Origin of the sequence: Streptomyces sp. NRRL F-5122 (genome assembly GCF_001507435.1) — a bacterium.
Classification (GTDB): Bacteria; Actinomycetota; Actinomycetes; order Streptomycetales; family Streptomycetaceae; genus Streptomyces; species Streptomyces lannensis.
Genome location: NZ_LMWH01000001.1, coordinates 335000 through 355021 on the forward strand (window position 1 = coordinate 335000; position 20022 = coordinate 355021).

Consider the following 20022-nt stretch of genomic DNA (forward strand, 5'->3'; position numbering starts at 1 on the left):
GCGGCCGTCACGGCTCACACGAGCCACGTCGCGCGCAGCGGGCGGAGCGTGAGCGTGCCGTCGGGCCCGGCGTCGACGCGGGAGCCGAACTCCCGTCCGTGCCGGTCGAGTACGTCGCACAGCCACCGCGTGTCCTCGGGTGTGGCGTGCTCCAGCCGCATCCTGCGCGCCTGGAGGGGCACCATGCGCACTCCGGTGAGCCGGCCCGAGTCCCGCGCCACCGACACCAGGTACAGCAGTCGCAGGTCGTCGCGGTAGCCCTCGTGGCCGCCGATGCCCTCGTAGTCGTCGACCAGGTCGCCGCAGCCGTACAGGACGAGCCGGCCCCGGTACGCCTCCAGCGGACGCGGATGGTGCGAGGAGTGCCCGTGCACGATGTCGACGCCCGCGTCGACGAGCGCATGGGCGAAGGCGATCTCGGCGCGGTCCACGCCGTAGCCCCAGTTGGCGCCCCAGTGCACGGAGACCACCGCGATGTCGCCCGGGCGCTTCGACTGCCGCAGGCGGCCGGCGAACGCGGCCGCGGCCCCCGCCGAGGGCCCCTCGACGAAGGCGACGCCGGAGCGGTCCTCGGTGGCGGCCCAGTCGTCCGGGATCCCGCTGGACGCCGTCCCCAGGGAGAACACCAGCAACCGGCCGCCCGTCGCCAGGGGAACGACCGCCGGGCGCCCCGCCGCGACGGCGTCCCGGCCCGCCCCCGCGGTCCGCAGTGCCGCTCCCGCCAGACAGTCGAGCGTCTCCTCGAGTCCACGCCGGCCGAAGTCGAGGACATGGTTGTTGGCGAGGGCGCAGACGTCCGGACGTACGGCGGCCAGGCACGGCAGGTTGCCCGGACTCATCCGGTAGTGGACGCCCTTGCCGGGCGCGAAGTCCCCGTCCCGGGTGACGGAGGTCTCCAGGTTGATCACCCGCACGTCGGGGGCGGCCGCGTCCAGTTCGGGCAGCGCCACGCCCCAGGGCCATCGGAAGGGGACCGGCCGGGGAATCAGCCCGTTCGCCTCCTCGGCCAGGCCGACATAGGCCCGGGCGTCGCGCACGTATGACTCCCGCAGCGCCGGATCTCCAGGGTGCGGAAGGATCTGGTCGACGCCCCGGCCGAGCATCACGTCACCGCCGAGGAACACGGTGACGGCGTCACCGGGCACCCTCCCAAGCTAAGTCGGCCGGGGGCATGGTGCGAGCGACCGGCTTCGTCGCTCAGGGACGCCCGGCGTGGGCGGGAGCCATGTGGTCGGTGAACCAGTCGCGGGCCAGCTCGGTCACCGCCTCCAGAGCGCCGGGCTCCTCGAACAGGTGCGTGGCGCCGGGCACGATCGCGAGGTGGTTCTCGCAGCGCAGCCGGGCCTGCGCCTGCCGGTTGAGGTCGAGCACTGTCAGATCGGCGCTGCCGACGATGAGCAGCGTGGGTGCGCCGACGGCGGGAAGCCGCGGCCCCGCGAGGTCGGGCCTGCCGCCGCGGGAGACGACGGCCGCGATGCCCGAGCGCGGCTCGGCGGCGGCCCACAGGGCGGCGGCCGCGCCGGTGCTGGCGCCGAAGTACCCGAGGGCGAGTCCCTCGGCCTCCGGCTGTCCGCGCAGCCAGTCGGTGGTGGCGGTCAGCCGTTCCGCCAGCAGGCCGGTGTCGAACACGTTCGCCCGGTCCCGCTCCTCCTCCTCGGTGAGCAGGTCGAACAGCAGTGTGCCGAGCCCGGCCCGGTTCAGCCCCGTGGCGACGAACTGGTTGCGCGGGCTGTGCCGGCTGCTGCCGCTGCCGTGTGCGAACAGCACGATCCCGTTCGCGCCCTCCGGCACGGTCATCCGGCCGCGAAGCCGGACGGTACCGGCCGCCGCCTCGACCTCCCGGTCCGTGGGCCCGGCCGCGAGACCGCGGGGGCGGGCCGCCATCCGCTCCAGGCAGGCGGCCACCTCCTCGTCGCCGATCTGGGCGAAGTCGATGTAGAACTGGCCGACCGCGAAGAAGTCCACCGGCGTGTCCAGGGCGACCAGTTCGTCGGCCTCCCCACCGAGTCGCGCGGTCCAGTCCTGCGGTGCGACGGGCACCGCGAGCACGATCCGCGCCGCTCTTCGGGCGCGGGCGATCCGGCAGGCGGCCCGGGCGGTCGATCCGGTGGCCACGCCGTCGTCGACGATCACGGCGGTCCGTCCCTCGACGCCGACGGGTGGGCGTCCGCCCCGGTAACGCAGGCCGCGCCGCTCGAGCACCTCGCGTTCGTGCTCCTCGACCTGCGCCAGCTCGAACGGTGTGACGCGCGCCTCGCGGATCACCGCGTCGTTGATCACGCGTACGCCGTCCTCACCGATCGCTCCCATACCCAGCTCCGGCTGGAAGGGCACACCGAGCTTCCGCACCAGGCACACGTCCAGCGGGCCGTCGAGCACGCGGGCGACCTCCGCCGCGACCGGCACGCCTCCCCTGGGCAGCCCCAGCACCACGACGTCCTCCCCCCTGAGGTGCCGGAGGCGTTCGCCCAGCTGCCGCCCGGCGTCGAGACGATCCGTGAAGACCACGATGACCGCCTCCTCACTCCTCGGGAGACCACAGTGGAGTGGGCGGGGGCTCCTCCGGGGCCCCGGCCGCCGTGATGTCCCCCGCGGCGGCGCGCAGCAACTGCCGGCCCATCGAGATCAGCGCCCGTCCGGCGGCGAGTTCGTCGCCGATCTCGGGCACCGCCATGTCGTACGGGTTGCGGTGGGCCTCGGCGCAGCTCTCCATGACGTTTACACCGGTGTCCAGGACGACCCGCGCCCTGGTGGAGGGGTCGCGTTCGGACAGGTACAGGTTGAGCCTCCACTCCTTGGCGGACGGAGGCCGGTTGCCTGTGGCTCGAGTCATCTTCCGTCCTCCTCACGCCTGCTCATACCCGTACGAGGCAGCAGGGCACCCGGGTGAGCGGCTTTCTTCCACTGTGACCCCGATGGCCGCGTGCCGCATGGTGCCCGCGGGCCGCCGCGCCGGAGCGGGCAGAATGGCGGTCATGACCACGCGTTCCTGCCCGTGCGGGCTGCCCGGACCGTACGAGGGGTGCTGCGGCCGTTTCCATGCCGGCGCCGGCGCCGCGCCGACCGCCGAGGCGCTCATGCGGTCGCGGTACAGCGCGTTCGTGAAGGGCGACGCCGGCTATCTGCTGCGGACCTGGCATCCGCGCACCCGGCCCCAGCGCCTCGACCTCGACCCCGGGACGCGCTGGACGCGTCTGGAGGTCCTGGAGACGACCGCCGGGTCCGCCTTCCACACCACGGGCACCGTGACCTTCCGTGCCTCCTACCGGGGCGGCAGCCTGCAGGAGCGCAGCCGGTTCGAACGGCTCGACGGCGCCTGGGTGTATGTCGACGGGGATTTCCTCGACTGACGGCACGGTGGAGAGGCCGCGCGGACGGCCGCCGCGGGACCGGAGCTCCCGCTACGGCGCGAGGATGTCCAGTTCGTGGAGCGCGCCGACCGTGATCTCACGGGTCAGTTGCTCAGCGCGCACCGGGTCGCCCTCCCGCACGGCCTCGGCGAGCTGCACGTGGAGGGTGACCGCGGCCGGATCGGGGTCCTCGAACATGACGTCGTGGTGGGTCCGGCCCGACAGGACCTCGGCGACGACGTCGCCGAGGCGCGCGAACATCTCGTTGCCCGACGCCTCGAGGACCACTCGGTGGAAGGCCACGTCGTGCACCAGGTAGCCCTCCAGCTGATGGCCGCGTGAGGTGGCGACCATGCCCAGGGCGCACCGGGTGAGCTCGGCGCACTGCTCGGCCGTGGCGTACCGGGCGGCCAGTCCCGCGGCGACCGGTTCGATCGCCGAGCGCAGCACGGTCAGCGATCGCAGCTGCCGGGGGCGGTCGGCGCCGGTCAGCCGCCACCGGATGACCTGGGGGTCGTAGACGTTCCACTCGGACTCCGGGCGGACCGTCACGCCGACCCGGCGCCGGGACTCCACCAGGTGCATCGACTCCAGGACACGGACGGCCTCGCGCATCACGGAACGCGACACCTCGAAGTGCTGGGCGAGTTCGTCGGTGCGCAGAACACTGCCCGGCGGGTACTCACCCGCGGTGATCGCGGGCCCGAGGGTGTCCAGTACTCGGCCGTGCAGCCCCCGGCCCGGTGTGCTCATGCACTCAGAGTACGAGGCAGGTCACGGGAAGAAAAAGTCAGACTTAAATGTCACAGACTCTTGAATTCGTCGTACCTAATCGGTTTCAGTGACGTCGACAGCAGTCGACGAAGACAGCGAGGAAGCGATGAGTACCCCCCACGTCGTCGTGGTCATGGGTGTCGCGGGCACGGGCAAGACCACGATCGGTCCCCTGCTCGCCTCCCGGCTCGGCGTTCCGTACGCCGAGGGCGACGACTTCCACCCCCCGGCCAACATCGCCAAGATGTCGGCCGGAGTCCCGCTCGAGGACGAGGACCGCTGGCCCTGGCTGGACGCCATCGGTGCCTGGGCCCACGAGCGGGCGGGGCTCGGCGGCGTGGTCAGCAGCTCGGCGCTGAAGCGGGCGTACCGCGACCGGCTGCGGGCCGCGGCTCCCGGCATCGTCTTCGTGCACCTCACGGGCGACCGCTCGCTCATCGAGGACCGGATGGCGCACCGGCAGGGGCACTTCATGCCCACAGCACTGCTGGACTCCCAGTTCGCCACGCTCCAGCCGCTGGAGCCGGACGAGCCGGGAGTGGCGGTGGACGTCTCGGGCAGCCCCGAGGAGATCACCGACCGTGCCGTCGACGCACTGCGCGACCGGGAGCGGTCCTCCGCCGCGCAGTAGCTCCTCCTCCCCGCAGTACCCCTCGGCCCCACCTGCCGCGGTCCTCTCCCCCGGGCCGCCCTGCCGAGGGTCCCCCTCACCCGAAACCGAGAGTTCCTCTCCTCACCCAAGGGACCCCCCGTGACCAGACTCAGCGTCGAGATGCTGGCAGCGGACACCGTCGAGCCGATCACATCGGCGGGCCACGCTCAGCTGGGCATCGCGGTACTGGCGGGCATCGCCGTCATCGTGCTGCTCATCACCAAGTTCAAACTCCACGCCTTCCTGGCCCTGACCATCGGCTCCCTCGCGCTCGGCGCAGCCGCCGGAGCCCCGCTCGACAAGGTGATCACCAGTTTCACCACCGGGCTCGGCTCGACCGTCGCCAGTGTGGGCGTCTTGATCGCGCTGGGCGCGACGCTCGGCAAGCTGCTCGCCGACTCCGGCGGGGCGGACCAGATCGTCGACACGATCCTCGCCAGGGCCAAGGGCCGCGCGATGCCCTGGGCGATGGTCCTGATCGCCTCGGTGATCGGTCTGCCGCTGTTCTTCGAGGTCGGCATCGTGCTGCTGATCCCGGTCGTGCTGATGGTGGCCAAGCGCGGCAACTACTCGCTGATGCGCATCGGCATCCCGGCGCTCGCGGGCCTGTCCGTGATGCACGGCCTGATCCCCCCGCACCCCGGCCCGCTGGTCGCCATCGACGCCGTCAAGGCGAACCTCGGTGTGACGCTGGCGCTCGGCGTTCTGGTAGCCATCCCCACGGTGGTCATCGCGGGTCCGCTGTTCTCGAAGGTCGCCGCCCGGTGGGTGGACGTCCCGGTCCCGGACCGCATGATCCAGCCGCGTCCCTCCGAGGAACTCCAGCGGCGCCCCGGCTTCGGCCCCACCCTCGCCACCGTGCTGCTGCCGGTCGTCCTGATGCTGTCCAAGGCCCTGGTCGACATCGTCGTGGACGACCCGGCGAAGACGGTGCAGCGCGTCTTCGACGTGATCGGATCCCCGCTGATCGCGCTGCTCGCCGCGGTCCTCGTCGGCATCTTCACGCTGGGCCGCCCGGCCGGGTTCAGCAAGGAGCGGATCTCGCGGACCGTCGAGAAGGGGCTCATGCCCATCGCGGGCATCCTGCTCATCGTCGGTGCCGGCGGCGGCTTCAAGCAGACGCTGATCGACTGCGGCGTGGGTCAGATGATCCTCGACATATCCAAGGACTGGTCGATTCCGGCACTGCTGCTGGCCTGGCTGATCGCGGTGGCCATTCGGCTCGCGACGGGTTCGGCGACCGTCGCGACCGTCTCGGCAGCCGGTCTGGTCGCACCGCTGGCGGCCGACATGTCGACCACCCACGCGGCCCTGCTCGTGCTGGCGATCGGTGCCGGCTCGCTGTTCTTCAGCCATGTGAACGACGCCGGATTCTGGCTGGTCAAGGAGTACTTCGGGCTGAGCGTCGGACAGACGGTCAAGACCTGGTCCGTGATGGAGACGATCATCTCGGTGGTCGCGGGCGGTCTGGTCCTGCTGTTGTCCCTGGTGATCTAGGAGCAGGGCGATGACGGCTCACCCCCTCTTCGACATCGGCGGCCGTACGGCGCTGGTGACCGGCTCCAGCCGCGGCATCGGGCTCGCCCTGGCCCGCGGCCTCGCCGAGGCGGGCTGCACGGTCGTCCTGAACGGACGGGACGCCGCACGGCTCGACGAGGCGGCGGCAGCACTGCCCGGTGACGTCCACACGGCCGTGTTCGACGTCACCGACGGCGCCTCGGTGGCCGCCGGTGTCGCGGACGTCGAGGAGCGGGTGGGCCCGCTCGACATCCTGGTCAACAACGCGGGCATGCAACTGCGCGCGCCCCTGCTGGAGTTCAAGGACTCCGACTGGCACCGGATCCTGGACACCAACCTCACCAGCGCGTTCCTGGTCGGCCGTGAAGCCGCCCGGCGGATGACACGACGCGGCCACGGCAAGATCATCAACATCTGCTCGTTGCAGAGCGAGGTGGTCCGCCCCGGCATCGCTCCGTACGCGGCGACCAAGGGCGCGCTGAAGATGCTCACCAAGGGCATGTGCGCGGACTGGGGACCGCACGGCGTGCAGGTCAACGGACTCGTCCCCGGGTACATCGAGACCGAGCTGACCCGGCCGCTGGTCGAGGACGAGGAGTTCAGCGCCTGGGTGCGTCGGCGTACCCCGGCCGGCCGCTGGGGGCGTACGGAGGACCTGGTGGGCGGGTTGCTGTTCCTCGCCTCGGCGGCGGACTTCATCGGCGGACAGGTGCTGTACGTCGACGGCGGTATGACGAGCGTGCTGTGAAGGAGGGCCGGGAGATGCTCGGTTGTGTGATCCACGGTCGGGGCGACCTCCGCGTGGACGAGCTGCCCGTCCCGGAACCCGGCCCCGGGCAGGCGCTGGTCGCCGTCCGCTTCGGCGGTGTGTGCGGCTCGGACCTCCACTACTGGCGGCACGGCGGGGTCGGGGACTTCCGGCTCAGGGAGCCGATGCTGCTCGGACACGAGGTGGTGGGCACGGTCGTCTCCTACGGCCCGCAGGCGTCGGGCCCGGCCGCCGGGAGCGCCGTCGCGGTGCATCCGGCCACGCCCTGCGGAGTGTGTCCGGAGTGCGCGAACGGCCGCCGGAACGTGTGCCGGGACACCCGCTATCTCGGCAGCGCGGCCCGATTCCCGCACGTCCAGGGCGGGTTCGCGGCCCGGGTGGCGGTGCCCGCCGGCCAGTTGAGAAAGGTTCCGGCGGGCCTCGGATTGCGCCGGGCGGCACTCGCGGAACCGCTGGCCGTGGCGATGCACGCGGTACGGCGGGCCGGTCCGGTGGCGGGACGGCATGTGCTGGTGGCGGGCGCCGGACCGATCGGCTGCCTGGTGGTGGCCGCCGCGAAGGCGGCGGGCGCGGCGGAGGTCACCGTCACCGATCTGCTGCCCCGGGCACTGCGGTTCGCCGCGGCGGCGGGCGCCGGAACGCTTGTACGGGCGGACGACCCCGGCGACTCCGGGTGGCCGGCCGAAGTCGACGTGGCCGTCGAGGCCTCCGGGGTCGCCGCCGGACTCGACACCTGTCTGCGGCTGGTGCGGCGGGGCGGGGTCGTGGTGCAGCTCGGCATGCTGCCGTCCGGCCGGAGTCCGTTCGCGGGGAACCTGGTGGTGAGCCGGGAGCTCGAACTGCGCGGGGCGTTCCGCTTCGATACGGAGTTCGACGGCGCGCTCGAGCTGCTGGCGGCGGAACCGGCCTTCGACGCCCTGGTCAGCGCGGTGGTGCCGGTCGCCGAGGCCGAGTCGGCGTTCTCCCTGGCGGCCGACCGGAGCCGGTCCTGCAAGGTGCTGCTGGACTTCGGCTCCTGACCCCGGCCCCCGTGCCGGTCACGGCCGCCACAGGGGGTGCTCCCGCTCCGCCCACTCCCTGCTGACCTCTCCTGTTCTCAGGCCCCTGCGCGCCTCCGGGTCGCCGAGGGCCATGCCGATGTGCCCGGCGAGGACCACGCCGACGGTCAGGGCGAGCCAGTCGTGGACGAAGGTCGCGGAGCTGCGCCACATCAGCGGGGTGAGGCGCGTGAACCACATGAGCAGGCCCGTGCCGAGCATCACCAGTGTGGCGCCCGCGATCCAGGCCGCGTACGTCTTCTGCCCCGCGTTGAACTTGGCCGCGGGACGCGATGCACGGCGGTGGTCCCGGCGCAGCACAGCGCGCAGCCAGATCCGGTCGTGCGGACCCCAGCGGTTGAGGTGGCCGAGGTCCTTGCGGAAGGCCCGGGAGACCGAACCCGCCAGGACCGGGACGGGCAGCAGCAGGCCCGCCCACTCGTGGATCCTCACCACCAGTTCGCGGCGGCCCACCAGTTCCGCGAGCGCCGGGATGTACAGGCAGGCCGCCGTCGCCACACACACGCCCATCAGCGCGGCCGCCGCGCGGTGCACCCACTTCTCGCCGCGGCTGAAGCGGCGCACCCGCGTGGACCGGGCCGGAGCCTCAACCGGTGGGTGCATCGTCCCGCCCGTTCGACCGGCCGACCCACGCGTCCACGTCGTACCCGCGCTCCTCCCAGTAACCGGGGCGCACTGCGCGGGTCACGGTGATGCCGGAGAGCCACTTGGCCGATTTGTAGAAGTACATGGGCGCGACATACAGGCGCACCGGGCCGCCGTGGTTGTGACCGACCGGCTTGTCCTGCATCTTCAGGGCGACCAGGACATCGCTGCGGCGTGCCTGGTCGAGGGTGAGGCTCTCGGTGTACGCCCCGTCGAAGCAGGTGAAGCGGACCGCGCCGGCGGACGGATCGACGCCAGCGGCGTCCAGCAGCGTGGACAGCCGTACCCCCTCGAAGGGTGTCTTCGGCACCCGCCAGCCCGTGACGCACTGGACGTCGTGCACGAGCCGGGTCTGCGGCAGGGCGCGCAGGTCGGCGAGCGTGTACGACGCCGGACGGTCGACCATGCCGTCGACAGTGAGCCGGTAGTTCGTGTCGTCCTTGCGCGGGACGGAGGCCGTCACCGAGTAGTAGCGGAAGCCGCCGCCGTTGGGCAGCAGTCCGGTCAGGCCCGTCGGGTCCTTTCCGGAGACGCCGCCGAGGAAGGCTTCCAGGCCGCGCTGGAGCGTGGGTGCGGCGACCACACCGAGCGCGCCGAGCCCCAGGGTGCCCAGCAGGACCCGGCGGCCGATGGGACTGCCGTCCGCACGGCCGTCCGGCGCCGCCGGCTCGGCGGGCTCCGGGGCGTCCCTCTCTTCGGGTCGTTCAGAGTTCACACAACGATTCGAACACCCGGCACCCCCTTCAGGCCAGGGGGGCCGGGTGCACGTCAGAATTCCGTCATCTCTTCTTACCCGCTTCTCATGAACCGGGTCGTGGCCCGTGTCCGGGTCAGTTCGCCGACTCCGCCGCCTTGTCCAGCTGGAACGCCTCGTTGCCGAGGCCGATGCGGGCGTGCGCCTGCGGTCTGCGGGAGCGCATCAGCAGGCCGTGGACGAGGCCGACCACGAGGGCCATGCCGATGATCGACGGGAGCAGCCAGGCGAGCACGGAGTCCGGACCGCTGCCGACCAGGACGTCGAAGTCCTTGACCGTGTAGCCGACGATCACCAGCAGCGCCAGACCGGCCACCGCCGAGGTGACGAGCCGCCAGGCCTGGGCGCCCGCGGATCCGCGGCGCGCGAAGAAGACGATCACCGAGGCGGAGGCGCCCACCATCAGCAGGGTGACACCGAGCGCGCCGACACTGCCGAACCAGGTGAACAGGTGCAGCACCGGCGCGGTCGGATCGCCGGTCGGCTTGTCGTCGGCCACGGCGAAGGCGATCACGGCCACCGCGGACACCACGCTCTGCAGCAGCGACCCCGTGCCCGGGGCCCCGCTCGTGCCCGTCGTACGCCCGAAGACGGCCGGCAGCAGGCTCTCGCGGCCCATGGCGAAGGCGTACCGGGCGACGACGTTGTGGAAGCTGAGCAGCGCGGCGAACATGCCGGTCACGAACAGTACGTGCAGCACATCGGTGAAGGAGTGGCCGAGGCGGGACTCGGTCAGCCAGAACAGCAGGCCGGCGCTCTGCTTCTGTGCGGCCGGGACGATCGCGGAGGGCCCCGCGGCGATCGTCAGCGCCCAGGAGCTGACGGCGAAGAAGACGGAGACGAAGCCGATCGCGAGGAACATCACTCGGGGCACCAGGACGTGCGGGCGGCTGGTCTCCTCGGCGTAGACGGGCGCCTGCTCGAAGCCGGTGAAGGCGGCGATGCAGAAGCACAGCGCGGTACCGACGCCGGCGCCGGTGAGCGTGTCCGGGTTGAAGGCATGCAGCGACAGGCCTTCCCTGGCGGGGTCGCCCACGGCCGCCACGTCGAAGATGACGACGAGTGCGACCTCGATCAGCAGCAGCACGCCGAGCACACGCGCGTTGACGTCGATCTTCAGCAGGCCCAGCGCACCGACGACGAGGACGGCGGCCAGCGCCGGTATCCACCAGGCGACCTGGAGATCCAGATAGGTGCCGAACAGTCCGGAGACCTCGAAGCCGAAGATGCCGTAGATCCCGAACTGCAGGGTGCTGTAGGCGACGAGGGCGACCGCGGCCGCGGCCGCGCCGGCCGTGCCGCCGAGACCGCGGGAGATGTAGGCGTAGAAGGCGCCCGCGTTGTGGACGTGACGGCTCATCTCCGCGTAGCCGAAGGAGAACAGGGCCAGCACCACGCCGAGGATCACGAAGAGCAGCGGCAGGCCGACGATGCCCATCACGCCGAATGTGGTGGGCATGACACCCGCGACCACCATGAGGGGCGCGGTCGCCGCCAGCACCGACAGCAGCAGTCCCGCCGTGCCGAGCCGGTCGGCACGCAGCGCGCGCTCCCGCCCCTTGAAGGTGCTGATGGCGCCGCCGTCGGCGGCGGCCGGTCTGCTCGTGCTCGAACTGCCGGTCGTCATCTCGCGGTTGTCCTTTCGGGTCGGGTGAGCGGGACTTTCGGATCGTTCCGGCGGGGGGCCGTCACACCGCACCGAGCGCCCATGCGCATGCGGTACGGAAGGCCGGATACGGGTCGCGGTCCGGATACGACCACGGCGCGGGGGTCGCATACGGTCCGATGCGGTGGAAGAGGGCCGCGGCCTCGGCGCCCCGTCCCTCGCAGTACTTGGCGTGGGCCAGGAAGTTGAGGTCGACATGACGACGCGGGTGATCCTCGCGCTCCCACTCCAGCCACCAGTCGAACGCGGCCTTCATCACCTGCCGGGCCCGCCGCCCCACCCAGTGCCCCGAGGCGGCGGGATCGGCGGACTCGATGCCTGCGGCGGCGAGCACGCGGTACCGCTCGGCGTGCGCGACGACCGGAAGGATGGCGAGCGGCGAGTCGGCGGGGGCCTGTTCGGCGGCCCAATTGGCGAAGTCGTACACCTCGTGCAGCGGGTCCTGACCGGCGTCGGCCCGGCGTTCGGCGAGCCGGGCGATCATCAGATGGTGCGCGTGATGATGGTCCGGGTAGCGTGCGCGGACCTCGTCGAAGAGGCGGACCACCTCGTCCTCGGTGCCGAGCGAACGTTCGAGGATCAGCCGGCCGAGCCAGGGCGTCGGGTCCTGCGGGGCCAGCGCGGCCGCCGCCAGACAGGCCTCGCGTGCCGCGTCGGGGCGTTCCCTGCCGTCCAGCGCCCGGTACACCAGGGCATGGGCGGCGAGGGCGGACGCGCAGGACGAGTCCGGTTCGGCGAGTTGCCACTCGCGCGCCCAGCCGAGGGCGGTGGGCTCCTGGGCGAGCACGGTGACGCGATGGCCGCGACGGTCCCAGTCGTCACCGGTGACGGCGAGCAGGGAGCGGACCGCAGCCCATCGCCCCCGTGCGAGGGAGGCCCGCGCGGTGACGAGTTCGGTGTCGTCGAGCGCGGCGTCGAAGGCATGGGCGGCGCGCTTCCGGCCGCGGCCGAACGACGGTGGAGGTGGGGGTGGCACCGCGGGAATTCCTCACAGAACGCGGCTCGTCAAGGCTCAATCACGCGCAGTAAACCCCGCGCCAATGGTTTGCGTCAAGGGTGAACCGGCACCGATCCAGACACCAACTGACCGAAAGGTCACGCGGGTTGACGGCCCGGCAGGTGCGGGGGCGGCACCACGCCGGGCGCCGCCTCCGGCCTCGCCGCGAAGGCCGCCTGCTATCCGACCGCCTTGGCCGCCGCCCGGCCTGCGGTACGGCCCGAGAACAGGCAGCCGCCGAGGAACGTGCCCTCGAGGGAGCGGTAGCCGTGCACCCCGCCGCCGCCGAAGCCAGCCGCCTCCCCGGCCGCGTACACACCCGCCAGCGGATCACCGCCCTCGGTCAGCACCCGCGAGGAGAGGTCGGTCTCCAGCCCGCCGAGCGTCTTGCGGGTCAGGATGTTCAGACGAACCGCGATCAGCGGGCCCGCCTTGGGATCGAGGATGCGGTGCGGCGCGGCCGTACGGATCAGCCGGTCGCCGATGAACCTGCGGGCGCCGCGTATCGCCGTCACCTGGAGGTCCTTGGTGAAGGGGTTCACGATCTCCCGGTCGCGCGCGACGATCTCGCGGCGCAGTGCGTTCTCGTCGATGAGCGGCTCCCCGGAGAGCGCGTTCATGCCGCGCACCAGCGCCCCCAGGTCCTTCTCGACGACGAAGTCGGCGCCGTTGTCCATGAACGCCTTGACCGGCCCCGGCACGTCCGCGCGGGCCCGCCCGATCACGTCCCTGACCGACTTGCCGGTGAGGTCGGGGTTCTGCTCGGAGCCGGAGAGCGCGAACTCCTTGCCGATGATCTTCTGGTCGAGCACGAACCACGTGTATTCGTATCCGGTCCTCATGATGTGCTCGAGCGTGCCGAGGGTGTCGAAACCGGGGAAGAGCGGCACCGGCAGACGCCGGCCGCGGGCGTCGAGCCAGAGGGAGGAGGGGCCCGGCAGGATGCGGATCCCGTGGTTCTCCCAGACGGGACTCCAGTTGTGCAGGCCCTCGGTGTAGTGCCACATGCGGTCGCGGTTGATCAGCCGGGCACCGGCCTTCTCGGCGATCCCGAGCAGCTTCCCGTCGACATGCGCGGGCACACCGGAGACCATGCGCTCCGGCGGGGTGCCGAGACGCTCCGGCCAGTTGGCGCGCACCAGCTCGTGATTGCCGCCGATGCCGCCACTGGTGACGATCACCGCCTGGGCGCGGTACTCGAAGGCGCCGGTGACGGTGCGGCTGCTGGCCTTGCCCCGCTCCACCTCCGACGGCTCCAGGACCTCGCCGCTGACGGTGTCGACGTCACCGGCACTGCGCGCGAGGCCGGTGACCCGGTGCCGGAACTTCGGTTCGACCAGTCCGCGCGCGACCCCCGCCCGTACCCGCCGCACGAAGGGTTCGATCACACCCGGACCGGTCCCCCAGGTGATGTGGAAGCGGGGCACGGAGTTGCCGTGCCCGGTGGCCTCGTAGCCGCCGCGTTCGGCCCAGCCGACGACCGGGAAGAAGCGCATGCCCTGGCCGTGCAACCAGGCCCGCTTCTCACCGGCCGCGAAGTCGACGTACGCCTCGGCCCACTTGCGCGGCCAGTGGTCCTCGGGGCGGTCGAAGGCGGCCGTGCCCATCCAGTCCTGGAGGGCGAGGGCGTGGCTGTCCCTGATCCTCAGGCGGCGCTGCTCCGGGGAGTCGACGAAGAAGAGACCGCCGAACGACCAGAACGCCTGGCCGCCCATCGACTGCTCCGGCTCCTGGTCGAGGAGGATCACCTTCCGGCCGGCGTCCACCAGTTCCGCGGTGGCCGCGAGCCCGGCGAGGCCTGCCCCGATCACGATGACATCAGCGTCGTAGGCCATGCGCCCGTCCTCTCACGGTGACTACCGGTCGGTACGTTGTTGCTGACGCGCCAGATCCTTGGCCAGATGGGTGAGCGAGTCAACCGGCTGACGACGGGTACCCGGTGCGGCCCCGACCGGCGGCTTCGCGGACGGGGCCCGACGAGGAGAAGTGGCCAAGCGCGGGCAGGGCACAGCGACGAGCGCTACAGTCGGCGTGATACGCCTCCCGTGACTCCGCCGAATCATCGAGGTAAAGCGTGTCGGTACTGGTTCTGGCTCTCGCCGTGAGCGCCGCATTCTGCCTGGGCACCGGGTTCGTGCTGCAGCAGAGCGCCGCCCAGCAGGCGCCGTTGAGCGACTTCCTCTCGCCGCGGCTGCTGCTGGACCTGATGAAGATGCCGCGCTGGCTCGGCGGCATCGGCCTGATGGTGGCCGGCATGATCCTCAGCGCCGTCGCACTGGCCCACGGGGAGATCTCCCTGGTCGAGCCGCTGGTGGCCACGAACCTGCTGTTCGCCCTGGCGGAGTCCCGCCGGCAGACCAAGCAGCCCCTCGGCCGCCAGGGCTGGTCCGGCCTTCTGCTGCTGGCCGGCGGTGTCTCCGCGTTCATCGTGGCCGGTCAGCCCGAGGGGGGCAACGCGGTCACGGATCCTGTGCGGCACTGGCTGATCATCGGTGTGGTGGTGGGCGTCGCACTCGTCCTGACGACGTATGCGAAGAAGTCGCGGCTGATCATCGGGCCCGTACTGCTGGGACTCGCGGCCGGACTGCTCTACGGGGTGCAGGACGCGCTCACCCGGGTCAGCGGGCAGCGGCTCACCGAGGGCGGCTGGACCGAGTTCATCACGGGCTGGCAGCCCTACGGCGTGCTGGTGCTCGGGGTGACGGGGCTGATCCTGGTGCAGAGCGCGTTCGAGACGGCGCCGCTGCGGATGTCGCTGCCGGCGCTCACCGCCGCTCAGCCGCTGGCCGGAATCCTGTGCGGGGTGGGCTTCCTCGGGGACCGGCTGCACACCGATACGGGGGCACTGGCCTGGGAGGCGGCCGGACTCGGGGCGATTGTCTTCGGCATCGTGCTGCTCGGCCTTCACCCGGCCCTGCCGCGAGGGCTCGGAGAGCCGGAGCGGGAGAAGGACCTGCAGCCGCGGTAACGAGCGGGCACAGGTCCCGCGACCGGTCGCCGGCGGCGCCCCACAGGACGCGGGCTGCTTGGATGGGCCCATGAGTGCCGCTGACGAACTCCTCGACATCGTGGACGAGAACGACCGGGTCATCGGGCAGTCGCCGCGCGGGGAGGCGTATGCGCGCGGACTGCGTCATCGGTGCGTGTTCATCCAGGCCCGGGACGCCGAGGGCCGCCTCTTCGTGCACCGCCGCACCCCCACCAAGCTGGTCTTCCCGTCCCTGTACGACATGTTCGTCGGCGGGGTCGTCGGCGCGGGGGAGAGCTACGACGACGCCGCCCTGCGCGAGGCGGAGGAGGAACTCGGCGTCAGCGGTCTGCCCCGGCCCGAACCGGTCCTGAAGTTCCTGTACGACGGCGGCGCCGGCCGGTCCTGGTGGTCGTCGGTCTACCAGGTCCGCTGCGACCTGCGCGTCAGCCCGCAGGTCGAGGAGGTCGCCTGGCACGCCTTCCTCCCCGAGGACGAGGTGGAGCGCCGCCTGTCCGAGTGGGAGTGGGTCCCGGACGGGCTCGCCGCCTACCAACGGCTCAAGGCGCACCGGAGCACCGGGGACTGATCCGCCGTCCCGCCTCCGGGCCCCGCGCGAGGTCCGCGCACGGCCCGGTAGGGTCCTCCACGTGAGCGAATTCGTACGGAACGTCCGGCTGTGGTTCGCACCTCAGGAGGTCCGGGAGGAAGGCCGTACGCCCGACTATCGATTCTCGCTGGCCAACGAGCGCACCTTTCTCGCCTGGTTGCGCACCGCCCTGGCGCTCATCGGCGGTGGCTTCGCCGTGGACCAGTTCCTGCCGGATCTGCGCTGGGCCTGGCGCGTCGGGCTCGCCCTCGCGCTGCTGGGCGCGGGGGTCCTGTGCTCACTGCGCGCCATCAACCACTGGGTGCGCTGCGAGCGGGCGATGCGGCGTGGCGAGGACCTTCCCACGTCCCGTTTCCCGGCGCTGCTGAGCGTCGTGATCGCCGTGGTCGCCGTGGTGATGGTCGTGGTCGTCCTCGTCGGCTGGGAAGGATGAGCACCCCGGCCGGGGACCGCGACCCGGGTCTCCAGCCGGAGCGGACCCGGCTCGCCTGGCGGCGCACCACCCTGTCGGGCACCGTGGCCGCCGTGCTGGCCGCGAAGGCGGCACTGCACACCGGGAAGGGGGTCGGCCTCACCGCCGTCGCCGTCAGCAGTCTGCTCTGGCTCGGCTTTCTGGCCCTCGCCCACCTGCGCATTCACGCCCTGGCGACGGCCGCCCCGGGTCATCCGCCCCGTCTCACGGCGCGCCACGCCGCCGGCGCGACCCTGTGCACGATCGCGCTCGCCGTGTGCGCGGTGGCACTGCTGTTCTGACGCGCTCGGGGCACCTAGACGCACACGCCTCGAATGAGACGGAAATGCGCCACTTTGTCCCGTTAGCCTGAGCCATCACGCACAACCTCCTGCGAAGGCGAGCACCATGAGCACCCTCCACCGGGAACACTCCGGACACGATCACAGCCACGGCCCGGCCTGCGGCCACGAGGCCGTACCGCACGGGGACCACGTCGACTACGCGCACGACGGCCATCTGCACCGCGAGCACGGCGGCCACTGGGACGAGTGCGAGCCGGGCGGCCATGTCACCCACGCCGGCGACCACGAGCACCGGCACGGCGAGGGCTGCGGCCATCGCCCGGTCCAGCACGGCGACCACGTCGACTACCTGCACGACGGCCACCGGCACGCCGGGCACGAGGGGCACTGGGACGACCACTGACCCCAGCCCGCCGCCACCCGCCGCGGCAGCGCGGGGGGCCGTGACAGCGGGAACCCTCCGGCGCCACCATGACACCGTGGCGCCGATCACGTTTGCTTCGCGCACTGGACGACATACCGACCGGTCGGCATCATGATTCAGGTCCTGTTCGCCGCGCATGGAGGAGCAACGATGAGCCCAGACCACCCGCCGGGTCTCGATCTCGACCGGTTGAGCGGCCTGCTCGACGCCGAGCGGCCCGGACTGGTCACCGGCCCGCTGACGGGGCGGCTGATCGAGGGCGGGCGGTCGAACCTCACCTATGCCGTCTCGGACGGTACCTCCCGGTGGGTCGTACGGCGCCCCCCGCTCGGGCACGTCCTGGCCACGGCGCACGACATGAAGCGCGAGCACCGGGTGATCAGCGCGCTGCACCCGACCGCCGTGCCGGTGCCCCGCCCCATCCTGCTGTGCGAGGACGAGTCGGTACTGGGCGCCCCCTTCTACGTGATGGACTTCGTCGAGGGCACCCCGTACCGCACCGCGGGGCAACTGGAGCCGATCGGCCCGCAGCGCACCCGGGAGGCGGTGCTGGGCCTGGTGGACACGCTCGTCGAGCTGCACGCCGTGGACCCGGCCGGGGTGGGCCTCGCGGACTTCGGCCGCCCGGAAGGGTTCCTGGACCGTCAGCTGCGGCGCTGGGGGAAGCAGCTGGACGCCTCCCGCAACCGCGAGCTGCCCGGCATCGACGAGCTGCACGCGGCACTCGGCCGCGAACTGCCCGACTCCCCCGCGGCCACGGTGATCCACGGCGACTACCGCCTGGACAACGTGCTGCTCGGCGACGACGACCGGATCACCGCCATCCTGGACTGGGAGATGTCCACGCTCGGCGACCCGCTGACCGACGTGGGCCTGCTGGTGATGTACAGCGTGCCGCTCGGCACGCCCCACTCCCCCGTCTCCACCACCGCCGAGGCCGCCGGCCATCCCGAGCCGGCGGAGCTGATCGAGCGGTACGCCCGGCTCTCGGGGCGGGACCTCGCCGCCGTCTCCTGGTACACGGCGTTCGCCTGGTTCAAGCTCGCCGTGATCCTCGAGGGCATCCACTACCGCTACACCCTCGGCCAGACGGTCGGGCCGGGCTTCGACCGTATCGGCGCTCTGGTGCCCGTCTTCATCGAGCACGGCCTGACCACTCTTCAGGAAGGCTGATCCGCCATGGACTTCGCATTCGACGCCCGCACCGAGGAGCTGAGGGCCAGACTGCTCGCCTTCATGGACGAGTACGTCTACCCGGCGGAGGCCGTCGCCCACGAGCAGCGCGAGCGGCTGGCCTCGCCTTGGGACACCCCCGCGATCGTGGAGGAGCTCAAGGCGGAGGCCCGCAGGCAGGGGCTGTGGAACCTGTTCCTGCCCGACTCCGAGTACGGCGCCGGCCTCACCAACCTCCAGTACGCGCCGCTCGCCGAGATCACCGGCCGCTCCCCGCAGCTGGCGCCCACCGCGCTGAACTGCGCCGCGCCCGACACGGGCAACATGGAGGTGCTCGCGCAGTTCGCCGACGAGCGGCAGAAGAAGCAGTGGCTCGAGCCGCTCCTCGCCGGTGAGATCCGCTCGGCGTTCGCGATGACCGAGCCCGAGGTGGCCTCCTCGGACGCCACGAACATCACCACGCACATCGAGCGGGACGGCGACGAGTACGTCGTCACGGGCCGCAAGTGGTACATCTCCGGGGCGATGAACCCGGACTGCAGGATCTTCATCGTGATGGGCAAGACGAACCCCGACGGACCCGACATCCGCCGTCAGCAGTCCATGGTGCTGGTCCCGCGCGACACCCCGGGCGTCACGGTCAAGCGGGCGATGCAGGTCTTCGGCTACGAGGACCACTACCACGGCGGGCACGCCGAAGTGGTCTTCGACCAGGCGCGTGTGCCGGTGTCGAACCTGATCGGCGAGGAGGGCGGCGGCTTCGCCATCGCCCAGGCCCGCCTCGGTCCGGGCCGTATCCACCACTGCATGCGGCTGATCGGCATGGCCGAGCGGGCGATCGAGCTGATGTGCAGGCGTGCCGTCTCCCGCGCGGCGTTCGGCAAGGCGCTGGCCCAGCAGGGCGTGGTGCACAACTGGATCGCGGACGCGCGCGTGGCCGTCGAGCAGATGCGGCTGCTCGTCCTGAAGACGGCCTGGATGATGGACACGGTCGGCAACAGGGGCGCCCACACCGAGATCCAGGCCATCAAGATCGCCACCCCGCGCACCGTCGTCGGCATCATCGACAAAGCGATACAGCTGCACGGCGCGGGCGGCGTGAGCCAGGACTTCCCGCTGGCCGAGCTGTACGCGGGCGCGCGCACCCTGATGATCGCGGACGGCCCGGACGAGGTGCATCAGCGATCGCTGGCGCGCCGGGAACTGAAGAAGTACCTGTGACGCACGGCTGAGGGCGGACGCCCCGGCGTCCGCCCTCAGCCGTGTGTGCCCGTCGGCTACGGCCGCAGCGCCCTCAGCAGCAGATCCGCCAGATGGTCGGCGACCTGCTGGGGGCTGAGCGGGCCGTTCGGCCGGTACCACGTCGACAGATGGTGCACCGAGCCGAAGTGGTAGTCGACGACCAGGTCGGCGGGCGTGGCGTCGGAGAACACGCCCTCCTTCTGGCCCTCCTCGATCAGCGCACGGAAGCGCTCGTGGTAGCGCCGTCGCTCGGCGCGCACCTGCTTGTTCTTCTCCGGGCTCAGATGGTGCATGGACCGGAAGAAGATCATCGCGTCGTCGAGGTTCTCGATCGTGGTGACGACGACGTCGGCGGCGGCGTCCCGAAGGCGCTTCGCGACCGGCTCGTCGGCGTCCGCGAAGGCGTCCAGGCGCTCCTGCTGGACGCGCAGCACACGTGCGTACACCTCGTGCAGCAGATCGTCCTTGGACCCGAAGTAGTGGTACAGCGCCCCCTTGGTGACACCGGCCGCCTCGACGATCTCCTGCACGGACGTGCGGTCGTACCCCTGGCCGGCGAAAAGCCGGGTGGCGGCGGCCAGGAGCCGCTGTGGGACGGGGGTGCCGTCGCCGTCCGTCGTTCTGGGCACTGCGGCCACCTGCCTTTCCGTGATGTCCGCCGGCTCG

General features: G+C 71.7%; 22 protein-coding genes. 12 read left to right on the forward strand and 10 right to left on the reverse strand.

Annotation, left to right across the window (positions count from 1 at the left end; translation table 11 throughout):
* Nucleotides 1-14 precede the first annotated feature (14 nt).
* Genes ADL25_RS01530 through ADL25_RS01540 form a run of 3 tightly spaced genes read right to left on the reverse strand, consistent with a single transcriptional unit; the run spans nt 15 to nt 2833 of the window.
* Nucleotides 15-1145, reverse strand: a complete 1131-nt coding sequence (locus tag ADL25_RS01530) for a CapA family protein (protein ID WP_059125721.1) — start codon at nt 1143-1145, stop codon at nt 15-17.
* 52 nt (nt 1146-1197) lie between these two features.
* A complete protein-coding gene (locus ADL25_RS01535) occupies nt 1198-2508 on the reverse strand; it encodes a phosphoribosyltransferase family protein (protein WP_059125722.1) in 1311 nt (436 codons plus the stop codon).
* 13 nt (nt 2509-2521) lie between these two features.
* Nucleotides 2522-2833: a dsRBD fold-containing protein gene (locus ADL25_RS01540; protein ID WP_059125723.1), complete on the reverse strand. Its 312-nt coding sequence runs from the start codon at nt 2831-2833 to the stop codon at nt 2522-2524.
* Nucleotides 2834-2975: 142 nt separating this feature from the next.
* Between ADL25_RS01540 and ADL25_RS01545 the strand changes: the two genes are divergently transcribed.
* A complete protein-coding gene (locus ADL25_RS01545; RefSeq protein ID WP_059125860.1) occupies nt 2976-3350 on the forward strand; it encodes a YchJ family protein in 375 nt (124 codons plus the stop codon).
* Nucleotides 3351-3401: 51 nt separating this feature from the next.
* Here the strand turns inward: ADL25_RS01545 and ADL25_RS01550 are convergent, their stop codons facing one another.
* Nucleotides 3402-4103 (reverse strand): FadR/GntR family transcriptional regulator, encoded by a 702-nt coding sequence (locus ADL25_RS01550; protein ID WP_059125724.1) that lies wholly within the window; start codon nt 4101-4103, stop codon nt 3402-3404.
* 127 nt (nt 4104-4230) lie between these two features.
* On the opposite strand from ADL25_RS01550, the gene ADL25_RS01555 reads away from it, so the two are divergent.
* From ADL25_RS01555 to ADL25_RS01570, 4 genes are all read left to right on the forward strand, one after another.
* Nucleotides 4231-4755: a gluconokinase gene (locus ADL25_RS01555; protein WP_059125725.1), complete on the forward strand. Its 525-nt coding sequence runs from the start codon at nt 4231-4233 to the stop codon at nt 4753-4755.
* Between the two features lie 120 nt (nt 4756-4875).
* Nucleotides 4876-6273, forward strand: coding sequence for a GntP family permease (locus tag ADL25_RS01560; RefSeq protein WP_059125726.1), 1398 nt, complete (start codon nt 4876-4878; stop codon nt 6271-6273).
* A gap of 10 nt (nt 6274-6283) precedes the next feature.
* Complete coding sequence (locus ADL25_RS01565) at nt 6284-7042, forward strand: SDR family oxidoreductase (RefSeq protein WP_059125727.1); 759 nt, start codon at nt 6284-6286, stop codon at nt 7040-7042.
* 14 nt (nt 7043-7056) lie between these two features.
* On the forward strand, nt 7057-8082 hold the full coding sequence (locus ADL25_RS01570; protein WP_059125861.1) for an L-idonate 5-dehydrogenase: 1026 nt from the start codon (nt 7057-7059) through the stop codon (nt 8080-8082).
* Between the two features lie 18 nt (nt 8083-8100).
* Here ADL25_RS01570 and ADL25_RS01575 read toward each other — a convergent pair whose 3' ends face one another.
* From ADL25_RS01575 to ADL25_RS01595, 5 genes are all read right to left on the reverse strand, one after another.
* On the reverse strand, nt 8101-8724 hold the full coding sequence (locus tag ADL25_RS01575) for a cytochrome b/b6 domain-containing protein (protein WP_079050110.1): 624 nt from the start codon (nt 8722-8724) through the stop codon (nt 8101-8103).
* Nucleotides 8708-9481: a molybdopterin-dependent oxidoreductase gene (locus tag ADL25_RS01580; protein WP_059125728.1), complete on the reverse strand. Its 774-nt coding sequence runs from the start codon at nt 9479-9481 to the stop codon at nt 8708-8710. Before ADL25_RS01580 ends, ADL25_RS01575 begins: the two co-directional genes overlap by 17 nt.
* Before the next feature lie 115 nt (nt 9482-9596).
* Complete coding sequence (locus ADL25_RS01585) at nt 9597-11147, reverse strand: APC family permease (protein ID WP_059125729.1); 1551 nt, start codon at nt 11145-11147, stop codon at nt 9597-9599.
* Between the two features lie 61 nt (nt 11148-11208).
* Entirely contained in the window at nt 11209-12162 is a 954-nt protein-coding gene (locus ADL25_RS01590; RefSeq protein WP_059125730.1) for a hypothetical protein, read from the reverse strand.
* Between the two features lie 200 nt (nt 12163-12362).
* On the reverse strand, nt 12363-14018 hold the full coding sequence (locus ADL25_RS01595; RefSeq protein ID WP_059125731.1) for an FAD-binding dehydrogenase: 1656 nt from the start codon (nt 14016-14018) through the stop codon (nt 12363-12365).
* A 239-nt stretch (nt 14019-14257) separates the two neighbouring features.
* On the opposite strand from ADL25_RS01595, the gene ADL25_RS01600 reads away from it, so the two are divergent.
* The 7 genes from ADL25_RS01600 (at nt 14258) to ADL25_RS01630 (ending at nt 19335) form a co-directional block, all read left to right on the forward strand.
* Entirely contained in the window at nt 14258-15151 is an 894-nt protein-coding gene (locus tag ADL25_RS01600; RefSeq protein WP_059125732.1) for a DMT family transporter, read from the forward strand.
* A 70-nt stretch (nt 15152-15221) separates the two neighbouring features.
* The gene (locus tag ADL25_RS01605) at nt 15222-15740 is read left to right on the forward strand and encodes an NUDIX hydrolase (protein WP_059125733.1); all 519 of its coding nucleotides are present in this window, start codon (nt 15222-15224) and stop codon (nt 15738-15740) included.
* 61 nt (nt 15741-15801) lie between these two features.
* A complete protein-coding gene (locus tag ADL25_RS01610; RefSeq protein ID WP_059125734.1) occupies nt 15802-16194 on the forward strand; it encodes a YidH family protein in 393 nt (130 codons plus the stop codon).
* Nucleotides 16191-16514, forward strand: coding sequence for a DUF202 domain-containing protein (locus ADL25_RS01615; protein ID WP_059125735.1), 324 nt, complete (start codon nt 16191-16193; stop codon nt 16512-16514). Before ADL25_RS01610 ends, ADL25_RS01615 begins: the two co-directional genes overlap by 4 nt.
* Before the next feature lie 106 nt (nt 16515-16620).
* The gene (locus tag ADL25_RS01620) at nt 16621-16920 is read left to right on the forward strand and encodes a hypothetical protein (RefSeq protein ID WP_059125736.1); all 300 of its coding nucleotides are present in this window, start codon (nt 16621-16623) and stop codon (nt 16918-16920) included.
* Between the two features lie 171 nt (nt 16921-17091).
* Entirely contained in the window at nt 17092-18114 is a 1023-nt protein-coding gene (locus ADL25_RS01625) for a phosphotransferase family protein (protein ID WP_059125737.1), read from the forward strand.
* 6 nt (nt 18115-18120) lie between these two features.
* The gene (locus tag ADL25_RS01630) at nt 18121-19335 is read left to right on the forward strand and encodes an acyl-CoA dehydrogenase family protein (RefSeq protein WP_059125738.1); all 1215 of its coding nucleotides are present in this window, start codon (nt 18121-18123) and stop codon (nt 19333-19335) included.
* Nucleotides 19336-19391: 56 nt separating this feature from the next.
* Here ADL25_RS01630 and ADL25_RS01635 read toward each other — a convergent pair whose 3' ends face one another.
* Nucleotides 19392-19985: a TetR/AcrR family transcriptional regulator gene (locus tag ADL25_RS01635; protein ID WP_059125863.1), complete on the reverse strand. Its 594-nt coding sequence runs from the start codon at nt 19983-19985 to the stop codon at nt 19392-19394.
* Between the last annotated feature and the right edge of the window lie 37 nt (nt 19986-20022).